General features: G+C 69.2%; 12 protein-coding genes and 1 tRNA gene. 6 read left to right on the top strand and 7 right to left on the bottom strand.

Annotated elements, in window-relative coordinates:
- Positions 1-95 precede the first annotated feature (95 nt).
- Entirely contained in the window at positions 96-1721 is a 1626-nt protein-coding gene (locus CYFUS_RS22235; RefSeq protein WP_095987048.1) for an alkaline phosphatase family protein, read from the top strand.
- A 6-nt stretch (positions 1722-1727) separates the two neighbouring features.
- On the opposite strand, the gene nadC is transcribed toward CYFUS_RS22235, so the two are convergent.
- The 4 genes from nadC to CYFUS_RS22215 form a co-directional block, all read right to left on the bottom strand.
- Positions 1728-2570 carry a carboxylating nicotinate-nucleotide diphosphorylase gene (nadC, locus tag CYFUS_RS22230; RefSeq protein ID WP_198316686.1) on the bottom strand — a complete coding sequence of 281 codons (843 nt, stop codon included), beginning with the start codon at positions 2568-2570 and terminating at the stop codon, positions 1728-1730.
- A 24-nt stretch (positions 2571-2594) separates the two neighbouring features.
- Positions 2595-6089 (bottom strand): valine--tRNA ligase, encoded by a 3495-nt coding sequence (locus CYFUS_RS22225; RefSeq protein ID WP_095987047.1) that lies wholly within the window; start codon positions 6087-6089, stop codon positions 2595-2597.
- Between the two features lie 94 nt (positions 6090-6183).
- Positions 6184-7461 (bottom strand): response regulator, encoded by a 1278-nt coding sequence (locus CYFUS_RS22220; RefSeq protein WP_095987046.1) that lies wholly within the window; start codon positions 7459-7461, stop codon positions 6184-6186.
- 121 nt (positions 7462-7582) lie between these two features.
- Positions 7583-8395, bottom strand: coding sequence for a chemotaxis protein CheW (locus CYFUS_RS22215; protein WP_095987045.1), 813 nt, complete (start codon positions 8393-8395; stop codon positions 7583-7585).
- Positions 8396-8443: 48 nt separating this feature from the next.
- On the opposite strand from CYFUS_RS22215, the gene CYFUS_RS22210 reads away from it, so the two are divergent.
- A complete protein-coding gene (locus CYFUS_RS22210) occupies positions 8444-9820 on the top strand; it encodes a diguanylate cyclase (protein ID WP_095987044.1) in 1377 nt (458 codons plus the stop codon).
- 110 nt (positions 9821-9930) lie between these two features.
- Positions 9931-11487, top strand: coding sequence for a hybrid histidine protein kinase/response regulator SinK (gene sinK / locus CYFUS_RS22205; protein WP_095987043.1), 1557 nt, complete (start codon positions 9931-9933; stop codon positions 11485-11487).
- Positions 11488-11588: 101 nt separating this feature from the next.
- Here the strand turns inward: sinK and groL are convergent, their stop codons facing one another.
- Together groL and CYFUS_RS22195 are read right to left on the bottom strand one after the other, a co-directional pair.
- The gene (gene groL, locus CYFUS_RS22200; RefSeq protein WP_095987042.1) at positions 11589-13229 is read right to left on the bottom strand and encodes a chaperonin GroEL; all 1641 of its coding nucleotides are present in this window, start codon (positions 13227-13229) and stop codon (positions 11589-11591) included.
- A gap of 167 nt (positions 13230-13396) precedes the next feature.
- Positions 13397-13753, bottom strand: coding sequence for a response regulator (locus CYFUS_RS22195; RefSeq protein WP_043433682.1), 357 nt, complete (start codon positions 13751-13753; stop codon positions 13397-13399).
- Positions 13754-13832: 79 nt separating this feature from the next.
- Between CYFUS_RS22195 and CYFUS_RS22190 the strand changes: the two genes are divergently transcribed.
- Positions 13833-14918 carry a metallopeptidase family protein gene (locus CYFUS_RS22190; protein WP_157758590.1) on the top strand — a complete coding sequence of 362 codons (1086 nt, stop codon included), beginning with the start codon at positions 13833-13835 and terminating at the stop codon, positions 14916-14918.
- A gap of 113 nt (positions 14919-15031) precedes the next feature.
- The gene (locus CYFUS_RS22185) at positions 15032-15373 is read left to right on the top strand and encodes a hypothetical protein (protein WP_095987041.1); all 342 of its coding nucleotides are present in this window, start codon (positions 15032-15034) and stop codon (positions 15371-15373) included.
- A gap of 716 nt (positions 15374-16089) precedes the next feature.
- Here the strand turns inward: CYFUS_RS22185 and CYFUS_RS50820 are convergent.
- Complete coding sequence (locus CYFUS_RS50820; RefSeq protein WP_157758589.1) at positions 16090-16476, bottom strand: hypothetical protein; 387 nt, start codon at positions 16474-16476, stop codon at positions 16090-16092.
- A 266-nt stretch (positions 16477-16742) separates the two neighbouring features.
- On the opposite strand from CYFUS_RS50820, the gene CYFUS_RS50815 reads away from it, so the two are divergent.
- Positions 16743-16838 (top strand) — tRNA-Sec (locus CYFUS_RS50815).
- Positions 16839-16913 lie beyond the last annotated feature (75 nt).

Genomic DNA, 16913 nt, shown 5'->3' with positions numbered 1-16913 from the left:
AGTCCCGCCGACCGTAACAAGGCAGTGTCCAACCGGGAAGCATGAGCCCCGGGAGTTGGTTGCTTCTGAGCACGAGGCGTGGAGGATGCGAGCCCATGTTCCGCCCCCGCGCTCCCCTCCCCCTGCTGCTGTTGCTCCTCGCGCTGCCCGCCTGGGCGAAGCCGCCCCGGTTGACGCTCTTCATCACCGTGGACGCGATGGGCTCGGATCTGCTGCTGCGCACCCGGCCCCGGCTCCAGGGCGGCCTGGGCAAGCTGATCGACTCGGGGGCCTTCTACCCGTACGCGCGCTACGACTACGCCAAGCCGCGCACCGCGCCGGGCCACGCGACGCTCGCCACCGGCGCCAACCCGTGGCGCCACGGCATCGTGGACAACCGCGTCATCGATCGGGCCACGGGCAAGCCCGCGCGCGTCTTCCCGGACGCGCAGCACCCGGTGCTGGAGGCGCCCCTGTCCGAGGACGACGTGAGTCCGGCCAACCTCCTGGCGGAGACGCTCGCGGACCGGCTGCGGCTGGCCACGAACGAGCAGGGCAAGGCGGTGGCCCTGTCGGGCAAGGCGCGCTCGGCCATTCCGCTCGCGGGCCGGCTCGGCCAGGCGTACTGGTTCGACGAGACCGTGGGGAAGTTCGTCACGGGCACCTGGTACACGAAGGAGCTGCCCGGCTGGCTCAAGGCCTTCAACGCGGCCAACCCGCCCACCACCTGGTTCGGCAAGACGTGGGAGCCGGTGCGCAAGCGCACCGAGTACCTGGGCGAGGATGATCGTCCCTACGAGGGCGAGTACTACGGGCTCGGGCGCGTCTTCCCCCACCCGCTCACCGGAGGGCTCACGCAGCCGGGTCCCCAGGCCTACAGCGCCTTCGCCATCTCCCCGTTGTCGCTCGATCTGGTGGTGCGCGCCGCCGGGGCCGCCATCGCCGGCGAGGGGCTGGGCAAGGACGAGGTGCCGGATCTGCTCGCGGTGAGCTTCAGCGCCACGGATCGCGTCTACCACCAGTACGGCCCGAACTCCTGGGAGATGCAGGACACGATGTTCCGCCTGGACAAGGCGGTGGGTGATCTGGTGGCGCTGGCCGAGCGTGCCGCGGGAGGCCGCGCGAACCTGCTGGTGGTGCTCTCGGCGGACCATGGCGGCGCGGCGGCGCCCGAGTACTGGACGGCCCAGGGCATGGAGGCGCGGCGCGTGAGCCCGGGGGAGCTGTCCAAGGGACTGACCGAGACGCTGCGTCAGCGCTTCGGCGGAGACGTGACGGCCACCGTGGAGGAGCTGGACGTGTACCTGGGAGGCAAGACGCTGGAGGGCGGCAAGGTGGACGGTGCGGCGGTGCGGCGCGCCGCGGCGGACTGGCTGAGCAGGCAGCCCGCCATCTCCCTCGCGGTGGCGAGCGATGATCTGCCCACGCTGCCGGACGTGGCGGGGCTCGCGACGGCCCTGCGGCGCGGCTACTACCCGGGACGCAGCGGCGACGTGCTCTTCGTGGTGAAGCCCTTCCACGTCATGAGCGCGGATACCGTCGGCACCAACCACGGCGCGCCCTACGCGTATGATCAACTGGTGCCCTTCGTGCTCGCGGGCAAGGGCGTACGCCCGGGCTCCTATATGCAGCAGATCAGCACCACCGACGTGGCGCCCACCGTGGCGGCGGCGCTGGAGATGAACCTCCCCGCGTCCGCCGAGGGACACCCCCGCTCGGAGGCGCTCGGAACCGGGCGCTGAGACGGCTCACGAGGCCTGGAGGATCTCCAGGGACAGGTCCATGGCGCGCGCCGAGTGGGTGAGCGCCCCCATGGACACGAAGTCCACGCCGAGCTTCGCCAGCCGGGGCAGTCGCTCCAGGGTGATGCCGCCGGAGACCTCGAGGGGAATGCGGCCGGCCGTCAGCTCCACCGCGCGGCTGATCTGCGCGTCGTCCATGTTGTCGAGCATCACCACGTCGGCGCCTTCCTCGAGCGCCTCGGCGAGCTGCTCCAGGTTGGTGACCTCGATTTCGATCTTCACGAGCTGGGGGGCGTTGGCCCGGGCGCGGCGGAGCGCCTCGCGCACCGAGCCGCCCACGGCCGCGATGTGGTTGTCCTTGATGAGGATGCCGTCGAAGAGGCCGAAGCGGTGGTTGAAGGCCCCACCCGCCTTGACGGCCAGCTTGGACAGCGAGCGCATGCCCGGGGACGTCTTGCGCGTGTCGAGCACGCGCAGGCGAGAGCCCTTCACGGTGTCCATGACCTGGTGGGCCATGGTGGCCATGCCCGAGGTGCGCTGGACGATGTTGAGGGCGGTGCGCTCGGCGGTGAGCAGCGAGCGCAACCGGCCATGGACCCGGGCCACGAGCGCCCGATCCTGGACCTCCTGACCATCCGACGAGAGCAGCTCGATGCGGACCTCGGGGTCCACCCGCTGGAAGACGCGGGCGAAGGCGTCCAGTCCGGCGATGACGAGCCGCTCCTTGGCGATCAGCTCGGCGGAGCCCAGGGCCTCCGCCGGGACGAGCGCGTGGGTGGTGATGTCCCCCGCCGCCCCGAGGTCTTCCTCCAGGGCGAGCGAGATGAGGCGATCCAGGAAGGCATCCATGCGCGTCGTGTCTCCCGTGGCTCTCTACCGGCGGGACTTCGCCGGCTTTCCCTTGGCCTGCTTGCGCGCGGGCCCCTTGGACTTCGCCGGAGCCTTCTTGGCCGGGGCCTTCTTCGCGGGCGCCTTCTTCGCCGACACCGCCTTCTTGGCCGGGGCCTTCTTCGCGGGCGCCTTCTTCGCCGACGCCGCCTTCTTGGCCGGAGCCTTCTTCGCGGGCACCTTCTTCGCCGACGCCGCCTTCTTGGCCGGAGCCTTCTTCGCGGGCGCCTTCTTCGCCGACGCCGCCTTCTTGGCCGGAGCCTTCTTCGCGGGCGCCGCCTTCTTGGCCGGGGCCTTCTTCGCGGGTGCCTTCTTGGCCGACGCCGCCTTCTTGGCCGGGGCCTTCACCGACCTGGAGGACCCGGACTTCCGAGCGGGAGGTGCCGCGGGCTCCGGCTCCGCCTCGTCCTCGTCGGCAATGGCCTCGACGACGTCGTCCTCGTCGTCCTCCTCCTCGGTGTCGACGACGGCTTCGACGACGTCGTCCTCGTCGTCCTCCTCGGTGTCGACGACGGCTTCGACGACGTCGTCCTCGTCGTCCTCCTCGACGACCGCTTCGGTGGAGATGACCTCCGCCTGGACGAGCTGGGCCTCGACGACGTCGTCATCGCCGACGCTCTTGGCGGTGACGGGCTGGGACGCGGGAGTGGAAGCGGGCGCGGAGTCCCGGCCCTCTAAGTCCCCCACCGTCTGTCCGGAGGTGGGCTCCGCGGCCTGGGGCGAGAGCCGCTCCAGGTTGTCGCGGAGCTTGGTCACGCGGGCCTCGAGCTCCTCGACGCGGGCGCGATCCTTCTCCACCACGTCCGGGGGCGCCTTGGCGACGAAGTTGGGGTTGTCCAGCTTGCGCTTGATGCCACCGAGCTCCTGCTCGGAGCGGGTGATCTCCTTGCCCAGGCGCTCGCGCTCGGCGTCCACGTCGATGAGGCCCGCGAGCGGCACGAAGATCTCCAGCTGCGCGCTGACGAAGGCCGCGGACAGGGGCGGCTTGGCGCCCGGCGCGGCGATGTGCAGCTCACCGAGTCCGGCCAGACGCGTGACATCCCCCCGCCACCGCTCGAGCAGCTCGCGGGTGCGCGCGTCGGCGCTCTGCACGTGCGCGGTGATGCGGGCCGAAGGCGCCAGGTTGCTCTCGCCGCGGATGTTGCGCAGCCCCTCGATGGCGGTGATGACGGTGCCGATCTCCGCCTCGGCGGCGGTGTCCTCGAGCGACACGTCCGGCTCGGGGAACGGGGCGATCATGATGGAGTCCGTCTGCCGGGTGAGGGGCAGCTTCTGCCAGATCTCCTCGGTGATGAAGGGCATGAACGGGTGGAGCAGCCGCAGGATGCGCTCCAGGCAGAACACGAGCACCGCGCGGGTGGTGTCCTTGGCCTGGGCGTCCTCGCCATAGAGCGAGCCCTTGGCCAGCTCGATGTACCAGTCACAGAACTCGCTCCAGAGGAACTGGTAGAGCGTGGAGGCGGCCTCGGCGAAGGCGTAGGCCTCCAGCGAGGTGCGCGTCACGGCGATGGCGCGCTGCAGCCGCGAGAGGATCCACCGATCGGCGAGCGTGAGGGGGCGCTCGGTGAGGGGCCGGGAGTCCAGGGTGAAGTCGCCCATGTTCATGAGGGCGAAGCGGCTGGCGTTCCACAGCTTGTTGCCGAAGGCCTTGTAGCCGGCCACGCGGTCCAGCGAGAGCTTGATGTCGCGGCCCTGCTGGGTGAGCGAGGCCAGGGTGAAGCGCAGCGCGTCCGCGCCGTGCGCGGGCATGCCCTGGGGGTACTTGTTGCGCAGGTTCTTGTTGAGCTGCTCGGGGGGCGCGCCGAGCACGATGTCGAGGGGATCGATCACGTTCCCCTTCGTCTTGGACATCTTCTCGCCCTTCTCGTCGCGCACCATGGCGTGCAGGTAGATGGTGCGGAAGGGCACGTCCTTCATGAAGTGCAGGCCGAACATCATCATCCGGGCGACCCAGAAGAAGAGGATGTCGTGGCCCGTCTCCATGACGGAGTTCGGGTAGAAGGCGCGCAGGTCGGCGGTCTGCTCGGGCCAGCCCAGGGTGCTGAAGGGCCACAGGCCGGAGGAGAACCACGTGTCGAGCACGTCGGGGTCCTGCGTGAGCCGCGAGCCCGAGCACTTGGAGCACTTGTCCGGCGCGGTGCGCGCCACGATGGGCTCGGCGCGCGAGTAGTCGATGGTGCCGGTGGCCTCCAGGCGCGGGCTGCACTCCTCGCAGTACCAGGCGGGAATCTGGTGGCCCCACCACAACTGGCGGCTGATGGTCCAGTCGTGGATGTTGCGCATCCAGTGGAAGTACGTGTTGGTCCACGACTCCGGGATGATCTTCGTGCGGCCCTGCTCCACCGCCTCGATGGCGGGCTTGGCCAGGGGCTCGATCTTCACGAACCACTGCGGAGACAGGCGCGGCTCCACCACGGTGCCGCAGCGCTGGCAGCCACCCACCGACAGCTTGTGCGGCTCCTCCTTCTCCAGCAGGCCCTGCGCGGCGAGATCCTCGGCGATCTTCTTGCGCGCGGCGTAGCGGTCCATGCCCGCGTAGGGGCCGCCCTCGCTGGTGATGCGCGCGGCCTCGTCCAGGATGTTGATCTGCGGCAGCTTGTGGCGCAGGCCCGTCTGGTAGTCGTTGAAGTCATGGGCGGGCGTCACCTTCACCACGCCGGTGCCGAAGGCCGGGTCCACCAGCTCGGCATCGACGATGATGGGGATTTCACGGCCGACGAGCGGCAGCACCACCGTCTGGCCCGCGAGCCCGTGGTAGCGCGGATCCTCCGGGTGGATGGCCACGGCGGTGTCACCGAGCATCGTCTCCGGCCGGGTGGTGGCGACGGTGAGCCGCCGGTCGCTGCCCTTCACCGGGTAGTGGATGTGCCAGAGCGAGCCCTGCTTCTCCTCGTGCTCGACCTCCAGGTCGCTGAGCGCGGTGAGGCACGAGGGGCACCAGTTGATGAGCTTCTGGGCCCGGTAGATGAGGCCCTCCTCGTACAGCCGCACGAAGACCTCGCGCACGGCGGCCGAGACGCCCGGATCCATGGTGAAGCGCTCGCGGCTCCAGTCCAGGCTCGCGCCGAGCACCTTCTGCTGCTCGTTGATGCGCTGGCCGTACTTGTCCTTCCACTCCCAGACGCGCTCGAGGAACTTCTCGCGGCCCAGATCATGGCGGCTCTTCTTCTCCGTCTGCTTGAGCTCGCGCTCCACCACCATCTGCGTGGCGATGCCGGCGTGGTCCGTGCCCGGCACCCAGAGCGTCTTGAAGCCGCTCATGCGCTTCCAGCGGACGAGGATGTCCTGGATGGTGGCGGTGAGTGCATGGCCCAGGTGCAAGCTGCCCGTCACGTTGGGTGGAGGCAGCACGATGCTGAAGGCGGGCTTGTCGGCGTCGGCGTCGGCGCGGAAATAGCCGCGCTCCTGCCAGCAGGCGTACCAACGGGCCTCGACCTCCTTGGCGTCATAGGACTTCGGCAGTTCGGTCGTGTCGCTCATAGAAAAAACACAACCGGCCCCGTGGGCCGGTGAAAGGACCGGCCCGACAAGGGCCGGTCGGGGTGAGAAACCACGGATGGAGCGGGCCAGGCACTCAGTGCTTCGTCTCGCGATCCTTGATGAGCCGCTCCAGCTCCTCGCGGATGATCGTCTCGGCGAGCTGGGGAACGACCTCCCAGGCGATCTTCTCGATGACCTCGCGGGAGGCCCTCGAGAGGGCCTCGCGCAGCAGCGCCTCGCCACCGTCGGCGGACGGCGCGGCGTGGGTCACGGCGGCGGGCCTGGACTCGGGGACCGCGACGGGCTCCGGAGCGATGGGCTCATCGAGCGACAGCTCCTCCAGGCCATTGGCCTCGGCGGGCTGCGGCGCGACGGGGGCGGGCTGCGGCGCGCCGCCTCCCAGACCGAAGGGATCCCGTCCCCGGCCCGCGGGCGCACCCGGCAGCGGCCCGGCCCCGGGAGGACGCGGCAGACCGCCGGCCATGCCCGGAGGCGGAGCGCCCGGTCCCGGAGGACCGCCCGGCCGCGCCATGCCCGGAGGCGGCGCCCCAGGGCCCGGCATACCCGGCCGCGTCATGCCCGGAGGCGGAGCGCCCGGTCCCGGAGGACCACCCGGCCGCGCCATGCCCGGAAGCGGCGCCCCAGGCGCGGGCGGCATGCCCGGACGCGGACCCATGCCCGGAGGCGGAGCGCCCGGTCCCGGAGGACCACCCGGCCGCGCCATGCCCGGAGGCGGAGCGCCCGGTCCCGGCGGACCGCCCGGCCGCGCCATGCCCGGAGGCGGCGCACCCGGTCCCGGCATGCCCGGACGCGGACCCATGCCTGGAGGAGGCGCACCCGGTCCCGGAGGGCCACCTGGACGCGCCATGCCCGGAGGAGGCGCACCCGGTCCCGGCGGACGCGGCGCACCAGGACCCGGAGGGGCCGCGGGCCCACGGGGCTGAGCGGCGGCGGGACCGGGAGCCGTCACCTGCGTGGCGGCGGACGCGGGCATGGTGTTGGACTTCTGACCCACCAGCGTCTTGACCTTGTCCAGCAGGACCTGGCTCTCGAAGGGCTTGGTGATGTGATCGTCCGCCCGGGCGACGCGCGAGCGGGCCTCGTCGAAGGCCTCGAAGGTGCCCGCCAGCAACATCACGGGAATGTGCTGCGTGGCCGGATCATGCTTGAGCGCCTCGCAGACCTCGTAGCCGTTCTTGCCCGGCATCATCACATCCGCGAGCACCACATCCGGGCGCAGCTCCCGCGACCGGCTGATGGCGTCCAGCCCGTTGTCGACCGCGGTGACCTGGAAGTCCTCGGTCGCGAAGATCATCCCGATCACCTTGCGGATGGTGAGCGAATCATCGGCGACCAGCAGAGTCTTGGGCATCGGTTCGGGCCTCGGGGGAGGACTCCCCCTCAGAATCGGTGAACGGCGGGACGTCGCGTCCCACCGGCAGGCCGGGCAGCTTACGGTTGCCTACCCACGCCTTCAAGAAAACAAGCGGGGTTCAGGAAAACATGCGCCACAGGTCCACGAAGAGGATGGGGTCCGGCACGCCGGAGACGGTGAACTCCCCGGGGTTTCCGGTGGGATCGAAGCGCGGGTAGACGCCAATCACCCGCGAGGCGCACAGGCCCAGGGTACGTCCTTCCACCTCGGCGAGCACCAGGAAGTCCTCCGCGGCGGCCCGGCCCCCCAGCAGCGCGGGCACCGAGTAGAGGGGCCAGAGCACCTGCCCATGGGGCATGAGTCCCGCGATGGCGCCTCCCCGTCCGGGCAGCGCGCTGAAGGACTCGCCGCGCATCACCACCTGGGAGATGAAGGGCAGCGGCAGACCGAACAGCCGCCCCTGGGACTCGAAGACGAGCGAGCGCTCGGGGGGAAAGCCGAACAGGTGGAGGGTGGGCAGGGGGGGAGGCGTGACGACGCCGGGCTCGTGGGGCAGCACGTCCGCGCCGAGCTCCAGGTAGAGCCGCCCCTTGTGCATGACCGCGCTGTGGCTGAGCGCGGCCAGCGAGTCGCCCAACCCCGAGGGCAGCACGAAGTGGATGGCCCGGGTCACGTCGGCCACCTCGACGACGGAGCTCACGCGCACCGCCAGCGTGGGGCTCACGTCCAGCACCACGACCATGCCGGGGGTCGGCTCGGGCTCGCCGCCCAGCAGCACCGAGAGATCCTGGACCTCCAGCACGCCGCGCAGGTTCGTCTGGTCGGGGTCCGGTGCGGCCACTTCCGTGACGGAGGTGGCCTCGACGCTGAAGCGCGTGCCACCCGCTTCCAACAGAAGACAGAGTCGGCGTCCGCTTTCGAAGAGGGGCACCCGGGCAGGCTAGCAGCGTTGGGACCTTGGTGCTAAGCCCCGCGTGCGATGGCGCGTCTCCTCCTCGTCGATGACGACAAGATGGCTCGGGAGCTCTATGGGGACTCCCTGCGGGCAGTGGGCCATGAGGTCTCCACGGTCGCCACCATCGCCGAGGCCAAGGAGGCCCTGGAGCACGGCCGCTACGACGTGGTGGTGACGGACCTGCTGCTGCCCGAGGGCAACGGCATGGAGGTGCTGCGCTACACCAAGGAACACCACCCGGGCATCGAGGTGGTGGTCATCACCGGCCTGGACAAGGTGGACCCCGCGGTGCGCGCCCTCAAGAGCGGCGCCGCCGAGTACCTCGTCAAGCCCGTGGCCCCCGAGGTCCTCCAGCACGCGGTGAACCGGGCGCTCGCCACGCGCGAGCTGCTGCAGGAGAACGCCGCGCTGCGCCGCTACGTCTCGCTGTTGGAAACCGGACAGCGCATCTCCACCACGCTCGATCGCGGCCGGTTGGTGACGACCACGTGCGCGGCCTTCGTCGGCCTGGCCGCGGCCAGCGCGGTGATGCTCGTGCAGCGCGATGCCCAGGGCAAGGCGCGGGTGCTGGGCACGCAGAACCTGACGGGCCCCGCCCACGAGAACGCGCTCCTGGCCCGGCTCGCCCCGTACCTGCCGACGTTGAGCGAGGCGCGTCTCTTGGAGGGACTGCCCGGCCCCTCGCCCTGCGGGCTGGCCGTCCCCGCGCAGGATGGGGAGGATCTGCTCGGGTGCGCCCTGCTGCTCTACCCCTCCCGGCCTCCCGCGGACATCGCCGAGGCCACGAGCTTCCTGGCGCGCAGCCTCGCGCTCGCCCTGCGCAACCAGGGCCGCCTCGCCCAGGTGGAGGATCTGGCCTACCTGGACGACCTCACCCACCTCTTCAACACCCGCTACCTGCACCTGGTGCTGGACCGCGAGGTGAAGAGCGCCCAGCAGACCCACGGCGCCTTCAGCCTGCTCTTCCTGGACCTGGACTACTTCAAGACGGTCAACGACACCCACGGGCACCTCATGGGCTCGCAGCTGCTCGTGGAGATGGCGCACGTGCTCAAGGGGTGCGTGCGGGATCGCGACGTGGCGGTGCGCTACGGCGGGGACGAGTACGTGGTGCTGCTGCGCGGCACCGACTCGAGCGCGGCCCTGAAGGTGGCCGAGCGCATCCGCCGCGCCGTGGAGAAGCACCGCTTCCTCGTCCCCGAGGGCCATGCGCTGTCGCTGTCCACCTGCATCGGCGTGGCCAGCTTCCCCGAGCACACCCAGGACAAGGCCACGCTGCTGGATCTGGCGGATCGGGCCATGTACCGGGGCAAGAAGGGCAGCCGGAACGTCGTGTACCTGGCCGGCGAGAATCTCGAGGCCACGCCTCCGGCACGCCACAGCCAGCCCACCGGCGGTTGAGCCCAGGACGAGCGGCCAGCCAGGGGGCCCGCCCCAGGGAACGCCGGGACTCGGAATCCAGGCCCCCCGCGTTTGCGGCCAGGCCAGCGGCTCGGTCATGCTGAGACGCCATGGACACCCCGGCTCCGCTCGCGCTTCTGCTCCAGGCCCTGGAGGCCGGTGATCTACGGGCCGCCAGGGCCGCCGCCGCGGAGCTGCAACGCACCCGCCAGGGCTCCACCCAGCTCGCCGCCGAGGTGCTGCACGAGCTGCGTCAGCCGTTGCTCGGCGTGAAGGCCTATACCCAGATGCTCACCGAGGAGATCGGCCCGCGCGGCGCCCTGCGGCAGATGCTCGCCCAGGTGGAGCGGATGGAGCAGATCATCTCCGACTTCACCCGTCTGGCCAGCGAGCGCCCCGCGCCCCAACAAGCCGTGTCGCTGGTGACGCACGTGCAGGCCGCCGCGCGCGCCTTCGCGCTCAACCCCGATTCCGCGCGCATCCACCTCGAGGTGGAGGCCCGCGAGGAGCTCACCGTCAACGGCAATGGCCGGCTGTTGGAGCAGCTCGCCCTCAACCTCCTCAACAACGCGCGCGACGCGGTGACGGGGCGCGGGCTGGTGAAGGTGGTGCTCACGCTCGAGGACCGCGCGCCGGTGATGTACGTGGCCGACTGGGGCCGGGGCATTCCCGACGCCGTGCTCCCCCGCCTCTTCGAGCCCTACGTGACGGGCAGCAAGCGCGGCACGGGGCTCGGGCTCGCGGTGTGCCGCCGCATCGCGCAGGAGCACCACGCCCAGCTCGAGATCGTCCCGCCCTCGGTGCTGTCGCTCCAGCCCGCCCCCACCACCGTCTTCCGTGTCCGCTTCCCTCCCCCGGAGCCGACACCCGCCGCCCTCCCAGGACCCGCGCCCCTCGCGCCCTCCCCCACCCCGGCCACGGTCCGCCGCCGCCTGCTGGTGGTGGACGACGAGGAGATCATCCGCAGCGTCTTCAAGGACTTGATGGGCCGGGAGTGCGAGGTGCTCGAGGCGGCCCACGCCGAGGAGGCCCTCGCGCTCCTGGAGCGCGGGCGCGTGGACCTCATCCTCACCGACAAGAACCTGCCGGGCCTGTCGGGCCTGGAGCTCGCGCGGCGCGCCCGCCAGCTCGATCCCCACTCCCGCGTCATCCTCATGACGGGCTACCCCTCGCTCGTGACGGCCCAGGAGGCGCTCGAGCTCGGACTGCTCGACTACCTGCTCAAGCCCTTCGACGACATCCGCGAGGTGCGCGCCCGGCTGCGCGAGGCCCTCACCGGCACCACCCCGCTCCCCCGGGGACTGCGCCCCGGCAGCCGCCGCGTGGACGTGCTCGAGGACAGCCCCGCCTCCGCGCGACGGCTCACCGAGGCACTCGCCCTGCTGGGGCTGGAGGCCCGGGTACTGACCACCGCCTCCGCCGAACCCACCGCCGAGCCTCCCGCCGCCGTGGTGGTGAGCTGGGACTTCGCCGCCGCCCATGGACGACAGGCCCTCGCCCTGGCGAGACAGCTGGGTCAGGGGGCGCCCTTCGTCGTGCTCGCCGAGTACCTCTCCCAGGAGACGATGCTGGAGTCGCTGCGTGCCGGTGCCTCCGGGTGCCTGCCCCGGGAGTTGGAGACGCCGGAACTCAGCCGCGAGCTGTCACGCCTGCTCCACGTCGCCTGAGCGCCCCCGGCTTGCACCCTGAAACACCACGGCCCCGAGCACCTTCCCGTGAGGGAGGTACCCGGGGCCGCGAACCTCATGAGCCCGTGGGGACGAGCGGCTCAGTAGTCCATGTCATCGCCGCCGTAGTCCGGCGCGCCACCGGCCCCAGCGCCCTTGGCCTTCTTCTTCGGGCGCTCGGCCACCATGGCCTCCGTGGTCAGGAGCAGCGAGGCGACCGAGGCGGCGTTCTGCAGCGCGGTGCGCTCCACCTTCGTCGGATCGATGACGCCGGCCTTCTCCAGGTCCTCGAACACGTCCGTGCGGGCGTTGTAGCCGTACGCGCCCTGGCCCTCGCGCACCTTGTTGATGATGACGGGGCCCTCGAGGCCCGCGTTGCTGGCGATCTTGCGCAGCGGCTCCTGCAGGGCCTTCTTGATGATGTCCACGCCGAAGTCCTGCTCGCCACCCAGCTTGAGCTTCTCCAGCGCCGGGAGGGTGCGCAGGTAGGCCACGCCGCCGCCGGGGACGATGCCCTCCTCCACGGCCGCGCGGGTCGCGTGCAGGGCGTCCTCGACGCGCGCCTTCTTCTCCTTCATCTCCGTCTCGGTCGCCGCGCCCACGTGGATGACCGCCACGCCGCCGGCCAGCTTCGCCAGCCGCTCCTGCAGCTTCTCGCGGTCGTAGTCGCTCGTGGTCGTCTCCGTCTGCGAGCGGATGAGCTTGATGCGACCCTCGATCTCCTCGCGCTTGCCCGCGCCGTCGACGATCGTGGTGTTGTCCTTGTCGATGGTGATGCGCTTGGCGCGGCCCAGGTCGTTGAGCGTCAGGGCGTCGTACTTGTGGCCCAGCTCCTCGGTCACCACCGTGCCGCCCGTCAGCGTGGCGATGTCCTTGAGCAGCTCCTTGCGACGGTCACCGAAGCCCGGCGCCTTCACCGCCGCCACGTTGAGCACGCCGCGGATCTTGTTCACCACCAGCGTGGCCAGCGCCTCGCCCTCCACGTCCTCGGCGATGATGAGCAACGGCTTGCCCGAGCGCGCCACCTGCTCGAGGATGGGGATCATGTCCTGCATCGACGAGACCTTCTTCTCGCTGATGAGGATGTAGGCGTCGTCGAGCACCGTCTCCATGCGCTCGCGGTTGGTCACGAAGTAGGGCGAGAGGTAGCCGCGGTCGAACTGCATGCCCTCGACGACGTCCAGGGTGGTCTCCAGGCCCTTGGCCTCCTCCACCGTGATGACGCCCTCCTTGCCCACCTTCTCCATGGCGTCGGCGATGATGTTGCCGATCGTCTCGTCGCCGTTGGCGGAGATGGTGCCCACCTGGGCGATGGCCTTCTTGTCGGCGGTGCTCTTGGAGAGCTTCTTGAGCTCCGCCACCACCACCTCGACGGCCTTGTCGATGCCACGCTTGAGGTCCATCGGGCTGTGACCGGCGGCCACCAGCTTCAGGCCCTCCTCATAGATGGCGCGCGCGAGCACCGTCGCCGTCGTGGTGCCGTCACCCGCCTTGTCGCTGGTCTTGGAGGCGACCTCCTTGACCATCTGGGCGCCCATGTTCTCGAACTTGTTCTCGAGATCGATCTCCTTGGCGACCGTCACGCCGTCCTTGGTCACCGTGGGCGAGCCGAACGACTTCTCGATGACCACGTTGCGGCCCTTGGGACCGAGCGTCACCGCCACCGCGTCCGAGAGGATCCGCACACCGCGCAGAATCGCCTCGCGCGCCGACTGGTGGAAGAAAATCTCCTTCGCTGCCATCGCTAACCTCCTGAAAAGATTGAAGAATGTACGTCGGGGCCAGGAGCCCTTGAGTTAGCACTCGGCCCAGGCGAGCGCCAAAATAAGAGACGGACCCGGGTTGTCAACACGGAACGGTTGGCATGTGGGGGAGCGGACGGCTGGCGGGCCGCACGGGCGCCCCGGCGCTACTCGGCGAAGCGCACCAGGTTGAGCAGCTGGTTGAAGTCCAGGGGCTTCTCCAGGGTCATCGCCACGCCCTTGCGCAGGCCCTTGTCCTGCACGTTGCCATCGGCGTTGCCCGTCATGAGGATGACGGAGGTACCCTGGTGCCGGGGATCCGCCTTGAGCATCCCCGTGAACTGGATGCCGTCCATGTGGGGCATCCGGTAGTCACTGATGATGAGCCCCACGTCATGGCGCTCGAGGATGTCCAGGGCCTGCAGGGCATCGGACGCGGAATAGACGGTGTACCCGTGCTTCTCCAGGAAGCGCGAGAGCAGGGTGCACAGCTCGACATCATCATCCACGACCAGAATGTTCACGGACCCTTATGAGCGGTGTGCGGAGGGGGCGGAAGGTAACAGCCGAGAGCTACGTTGACAACGCGCGGAAGGGATTCGTATGTCGCCGAGCATGGGGAAGCGGACGTCGAAGCGGGCACCGGCGGATTGGGAGGCCCGGCTCGAGGGGGTGGCGGCGGCTTTCGACCGGGGTGCCCACCAGGAGGCCCTGGCCGGAGCGGACGCGCTGCTGGCCGAGGACGACTCCCTGGCCGAGGCCCTGCACTGGCGCGCGGCGGCCCTCACCGAGCTGGGACGGCTCGACGAGGCCCTGGAGACCTACTCACGCGCCGTGAAGGTCGCCCCGGATGACCTGGAGCTGCTGCTGTCGGCCACTGAATGTCTGGTGGGTCGGGTGGGAGACGATCGCGAGGCGGTGGAGGACGGGCTCGCCCTGTGCGCCCGCGGACGCAAGCTCGCCCAGCGCGCCGGGGACATCGAGCTGCTCTTCGAGTTCCTCCTGTGGGAGGGCATTGGGCTCAATCAGGTAGGAGAATGTGCGCGGGCCCTGACGAGCCTGGAGGCGGCGCTCGGGCACGTGCCGCGCTCGGTGGAGGCGAGGCTGGAGCGGGCGATCGCCCTGTTCGAGCTGTGCCGTTTCGGCGAGGCGGAGGCGGTGCTCGAGGATCTGCTGGGCGACGCCGCGGACGAGCCGTGGGCGCACCACTACCTGGGGCTGCTGGCGGAGCGGCGGGGGGATGGGAAGGCGGCGCTCGGGCACTTCGCGAGGGCGCGCGCCCTGGCGCCCGAGGAGTTCCCGCCCCCGGTGGAGCTGGGGGAAGAGGCGTTCGACAAGGCCGTCGAGGACGCGGTGAAGGCGCTGCCGACGCACGTGAAGGAGTACCTGGACAACGTGACGCTCGCGGTGGAGGAGATTCCCAAGGACGAGGACTTGATGGGCGAGTCCCCTCCCCTCTCCCCATGCATCCTGGGGGTGTTCCGGGGCTCGCCGGTGGGCGAGCGGCACAGCATCCTGGGCACGTTCGATCCCTATCCGGCCTCCATCGTGCTGTACCAGAAGAACCTGGAGCGCTTCGCGCGAACGCGCGAGGAGCTCATCGAGCAGATCGGCATCACGGTGATGCACGAGGTCGGACACTTGATGGGGCTCGACGAGGAGGACCTCTGGCAGCGGGGGCTGGACTGAGACGCGGACGTTGACGGGGTGCCGTGCTCGTGGCGGTAATCGCGCGCGGTAGGACCACTGGACCTGGTGGCTGGCCCGGTCTTCAAACGCGGACCAGCGACCGTCATCCAGGTGTGTATCCCTCTGAAACCCCTCGCGACACCGCCCTGACTGTCGCCGCTCAAGGTACAGATATTGGTGCCGAGTCGCTGCGCGACCGTGCCTTCACCCGGGACGAGCAGGCCGCCCACGCACCCGCCTACGTCGCCGGGCTCCTGGCGCTGAGCGGCGAGCGACTGAGGCTCGTGGCGATGGCCGTGGAGGAAGAGTTGGACCCGGAGCTTCTCCACGCGCTCCACAACGAAGCTGATGCCGAGGCGGACTCCGAGGGCGGGATCGTCTTGGAGGCTCGGATGCCGGTCCCTGATGAAGAGGAACCCGACCCGGATGATGGAAAGGGGCCACTGGTCACTTGATGAGCCATGGGACGCTTGTCTTTCGCCTCCAGTCAGAAATCCACGGCTACCGCCAAACAGACCCTCCACATGCCGTCCAATGAGTTTAGGGTTGCCACATGCCAATCAGCCTGAAAGTGCAAAGAGAATAGAATAGTGGGCCCCATCGTCCATTTTCGGTTCGCAGAGAGAGACTAGAGAGGCAAGGGGTCGGCGATTTGCCTTCTAAGATGCCGACCTCTGTATCCTAGGACTTTCCGCAGGTGACAGAATCATCAGAGCCAACCAAGTTCAAAAAGAAGCAAATGCCCCAAGCCGCAACGAAAACAGAAGGGTGAAGTAATGATGACTCAAAAATGGATGAATGGTGCGCTGATCGCGGTGGCCGTAGTGCTGGGCGCTTGGAGCACAGACGGAATCGCAGCGCCAGAAGCGCATGACAAAGCAACGACCTCGGCGACCCAAGTGGAGTGGTGGAGCTCCTCGGGTGAACGAACGGGACAACAGTCTTCATCGTCCGTGGATCAAAGCGAAAAGCCCAACTCTACTGTTGGGGGACAGTTCGGCTGCCCATTCAATGAATACCAATGCAACGATCATTGCAGGAGCATCGGTTATAAACACGGCGAGTGTGGCGGCTTCCTTTGGCAGGAATGTCATTGCCACAGGAAGTGACCTGCTGGGTGATGGACTTGTAGGTCGGCTCGAAGTTGTCGCCACTGAGTCGGTCAGCCAGCTCATTGAGTCCCCTCTCGGTCCAGAATCACGCGGCAGCTCGGAACGCCAGCTTCGGGTCCGCAACGCACTTCGGATTCATCATGATGTCGATGGACTTCATGAACCTGGAGAACCGCGCGTAATTCGACCGGCCCGTGAGCTGGATGATCCCCCTGCCCTTGAACAGCGGTCCATCGCCCTTCACCTGGTTGCAGCCCATCGACGATCCGAGCAGGCTTCTGAGCGAGCGCCTGCCTTACATCATCCTCGGTGACGCCCTCGCGAACCATGCGCCGGGTGCCATCCAGGGAGCTATCGGTGAGCTGGCTGTGCTCGGGATTGACCACATCGTTGACGATGCACTCGAAGTAGCTGACGAGCTGGCGGACGTGCTGCTCGGAGAGCACCGGCTCCAGGGCCTGGGCGGGCTCAGGAGCGACGGGAGCGGCGACGGGCAGGCGTGTGCTGGTACGCGACCCCCTCCACCGTCTTGCGGATCACGTACACCGTCCGCCCATTGCCTTCTGGTACTTGCGGCCTCCACTCCAGGTGCCCGTCCAGCGCGGCATCCTGCGGCTCCTTGGTACCATTCCTGGTACCGGAAGACCGTCAGGGAGCGATCAAGGAGACAATCCCCTTGTAACCGCCCGGAGTTCCGGCGGTAATCGCGCGCGGTAGGACGTCTGGACCTGGTGGCTGGCCCGGTCTTCAAAACCGGTGGGGGGCATGGAGACATGTCCCCGGGAGGTTCGATTCCTCTGTCCTACCGTCCCGTTTTCTCCTCTGAAAACGGGCGTTTGCGGCGGGTGACCATCGGACCCAGGTGTTCACCGCAGAGTGAGGC

The organism is Cystobacter fuscus (assembly GCF_002305875.1).
Taxonomy (GTDB): Bacteria; Myxococcota; Myxococcia; order Myxococcales; family Myxococcaceae; genus Cystobacter; species Cystobacter fuscus_A.
The sequence above is the reverse complement of the archived record's forward strand: the minus strand, read 5'-3'. Positions and strand labels throughout refer to the sequence as shown.

Excerpts from the sequence above, each read along its gene's own strand:
- CYFUS_RS22225 (WP_095987047.1), bottom strand. The coding sequence starts at position 6,089 with ATGAGCGACACGACCGAACTGCCGAAGTCCTATGACGCCAAGGAGGTC.
- nadC (WP_198316686.1), bottom strand. The coding sequence starts at position 2,570 with ATGGATGCCTTCCTGGATCGCCTCATCTCGCTCGCCCTGGAGGAAGAC.
- CYFUS_RS22190 (WP_157758590.1), top strand. The coding sequence starts at position 13,833 with ATGTCGCCGAGCATGGGGAAGCGGACGTCGAAGCGGGCACCGGCGGAT.
- CYFUS_RS22220 (WP_095987046.1), bottom strand. The coding sequence starts at position 7,461 with ATGCCCAAGACTCTGCTGGTCGCCGATGATTCGCTCACCATCCGCAAG.
- CYFUS_RS22235 (WP_095987048.1), top strand. The coding sequence starts at position 96 with ATGTTCCGCCCCCGCGCTCCCCTCCCCCTGCTGCTGTTGCTCCTCGCG.
- sinK (WP_095987043.1), top strand. The coding sequence starts at position 9,931 with ATGGACACCCCGGCTCCGCTCGCGCTTCTGCTCCAGGCCCTGGAGGCC.
- CYFUS_RS22210 (WP_095987044.1), top strand. The coding sequence starts at position 8,444 with ATGGCGCGTCTCCTCCTCGTCGATGACGACAAGATGGCTCGGGAGCTC.
- groL (WP_095987042.1), bottom strand. The coding sequence starts at position 13,229 with ATGGCAGCGAAGGAGATTTTCTTCCACCAGTCGGCGCGCGAGGCGATT.